The sequence below is a fragment of the Rathayibacter sp. SD072 genome (assembly GCF_017355185.1).
In the GTDB taxonomy this organism is placed as follows: domain Bacteria; phylum Actinomycetota; class Actinomycetes; order Actinomycetales; family Microbacteriaceae; genus Rathayibacter.
The window spans coordinates 1-2777 of sequence record NZ_JADILJ010000094.1; the positions used below are offsets into that span (position 1 = coordinate 1).

A 2777-nucleotide genomic window follows, 5' to 3' on the forward strand; every position below is an offset into this window, starting at 1 on the left:
CTGCCGCCCCCTCCGGCACCGCCGCTCGACGAGCTCGTCGACGACCCGACGAAGCTCGACGCCGACGACGAGAACGACGACACGCTGCCCGCGAAGGCCGCCGCGTGGAACCCGCTCGACCCCGAGTACCAGACCGGGTCCTCACCCGCCCGCTCGTACGCCACGGCCAGCGCGCTCGCCCACTCCGATTCGAGTCCCAGCAGCACCGCCCACGGCAGCAGCCGCTCGGTCACCTCCACGACCTCCACCGGACCGAGCCGGCTCCGTTGCGCCCCCTCGGGCGACTGCAGCACGGCGAACCGGTCGGCCTCGGCCAGCTTCAGGTACAGCTCCAGCCCGCGCAGATGGTCCCGCAGCTCCGCTCCCGCGGCGGTGAGCGGCACCTTCGCCAGCAGCACGCACACCGTCGCACCCACCGCGATCGCGCCCAGCACCAGGACGAACGGCAGCGGACCGCCCAGCGACGCGACGAGCAGTCCCGCACCGCCCACCACCGCGACGATCGCCGCCACGACGGTGGCCAGGATCAGCCATACAGACCCGCGGACGGTCCCCGGACGCCGCAGGCCCTCCTCCTCCAGCCGTTTCGGCAGAGCGCTCAAGAACGCCGTGACCGCCTTGCCGAACTCCTTGTCCTTGTCGGACAGGTCGCGAACAGCACCCGGCGCGGGCGAGGGCCCGAACGCGATGTCGCGGAACCGCTGCTCGTCGACCGCCAGGGGCCGCGGTCGACCGGCACCCCGCAGAGACACCTGCGCCGGATCGAGCACCCGCAGCACGAAAGACGGCTTCCCCTTGGGCCCCTCGATCTCCTCGATCCGCGCGAAGCGCCGCACCGCCGCGTCGACCAGCGCAGCCGCCGCGGCCCGGGTGGTCTTCGACCGCAATTGCGCCGACAGGAACAGCCCCTGCACCGGCGGCTCGTACTCGGCGATGATCGTCGGCCGCCCCGGCGCGTCCTTCAGCACCGTCGCCCTGCGGTGCACCGCCGCGGCGAGGAGCGCCAGCAGCGCCACCAGTCCGACCAGCTGCACCCACGCCCACGCCGAGGCGAAGTAGCTGTCGTCCCGCGGAGTGAACGTGCCGGGAGCGAAGCCCACCGCCACGGTCACGTTCTCCCCGGCCGCCAGGTCAGCGCCCGTCGCCGTCACCACCGAGTCCCCCTCCTCGAGGGCGCACTCCTCGGTCGAGCCGGCGGCACCGCGGTAGCACGAGGCCGTGCCGGTCGCCGCCTCCGCGAGCCCGGGGCCGAGCTCGATCCGGATCCGGTAGTCGTCGAACGGCTGCCGCCAGGCGGTGCCGTTCGTGTCCCAGTAGAACTCGTCCTCTCCGCTCGAAGTGCCGGAGGCGGGCAGGGTCACGTTGCGCTGCCGGTAGGTGAAGACGTACGTCTGCTCACCCGCGACGTAGTCGTCGGAGGCACTCGTGACGATCAGGACGTCGTCCTCCGTCTCGGTCTCGATCGGCCGCGGCGCGCCGTCCTCGTCCGTCACCGACACCAGCTCGACGTCCGTCGGATGCCCGTCGAAGCGGAGCGGGATCGCGCGCTGCATCCCGCGGTTCTGGTTCCGCGGGAACTCGGCGACGAAGGTCTCCTCGGTCGTCAGCGTCGAGCGGCCCTCGTCGTCGCGGTCGAGCACGAAGTCGGCCGAGTACTCCGAGAAGCGGAAGTCGTCGACTCCGGCCACGAGACCGCTCGCCGACGCGGCGGGCGCGGCGAGCAGCGGAGCGAGGAGCAGCCCGGCTGCGGTGACGGCGGACAGGACACCGGTGGGAATCGCCCTCATGCTCCCGAGCGTAGGCGCGCGACGTGGCGGGCCGCGTCCGTCGGACGGGCGAGAACTACTGCAGCAGGAACTGCGTCGTCGACCCCGACGGGATCCCCGCGATCGACACCGACAGAGCGTAGGCCGCCCCTTCGGCCGAGACGGCCTCCCGCCCGCCGGAGCAGGTGTCGGGCGAGGAGCGGGTGCGGTCCCACGTGATGGGGCTGCCGGTCACGGTCCGGCCCGCCTGCAGGAGGACCTCGAGATCCGAGGCGCCGATCTGGCAGTCCGTCGACGTCCAAATCGGGTCGGAGCCGCTCGTGATGGTGAAGACCTGCTGCGAGGTCCCCGCGTCGATGACGCAGTCCGAGTTCGAGATGTTCGCCAGCGACAGCGAGAGCTGCGGGTTCTCCCCGGAGGCGTAGCTCGTCGCGTCCGTCACCGCCGTGACCGCGACCATGTCGGCCGTGCAGTCGGGGACCGCCCCGGACGCGGCGGGCATCGACGACGGGTAGAGCGTGGGCAGCGGAGTGGCCGTGGGGCTCGCACTGCCCGCGCGCGATGATCCGGCCCAGGGCTGCAGCGACAGCACGACCGCCAGCCCCGCCACGATCACGAGGAGGGCGAGCAGGACCCCCGCCCTGCGCCTGCGGTAGACCGCGGAGGGCAGGCGGCGGGGTGGCGGAGTCACCGGATCAGGCTACGACGCCGCAGCCGTCAGAGCGTCTTAAGCATGCGGGTGTTGCCGAGCGTGTTCGGCTTCACCCGCGCCAGATCGAGGAACTCGGCGACGCCCTCGTCAGGCGAGCGCAGCAGCTCGGCGTACACCTCGGGGTCGACGACCTTCTCGCCGATGGGCGAGTACCCGTGCCGCGCGAAGAAGTCGACCTCGAAGGTCAGGCAGAACAGGCGCTTCAGCCCGAGCTCGCGGGCGTCGTTCTCGAGCCGCTCCAGGATGTGGTGGCCGACGCCGCGGCCGAGCCAGCCGTCGGCGACGGCGAGGGTGCGCAC

General features: G+C 72.4%; 3 protein-coding genes. All 3 read right to left on the reverse strand.

The window, feature by feature from the left end; genetic code table 11:
* On the reverse strand, positions 1-1787 hold a 1787-nt coding region (locus IOC53_RS18475; RefSeq protein WP_207408055.1), incomplete at its 3' end, for a DUF2207 domain-containing protein.
* A 55-nt stretch (positions 1788-1842) separates the two neighbouring features.
* Positions 1843-2457, reverse strand: coding sequence for a hypothetical protein (locus tag IOC53_RS18480; protein WP_207408056.1), 615 nt, complete (start codon positions 2455-2457; stop codon positions 1843-1845).
* Between the two features lie 26 nt (positions 2458-2483).
* Positions 2484-2777: GNAT family N-acetyltransferase (locus IOC53_RS18485; protein ID WP_207408058.1), on the reverse strand; the 294-nt coding region annotated here is incomplete at its 5' end.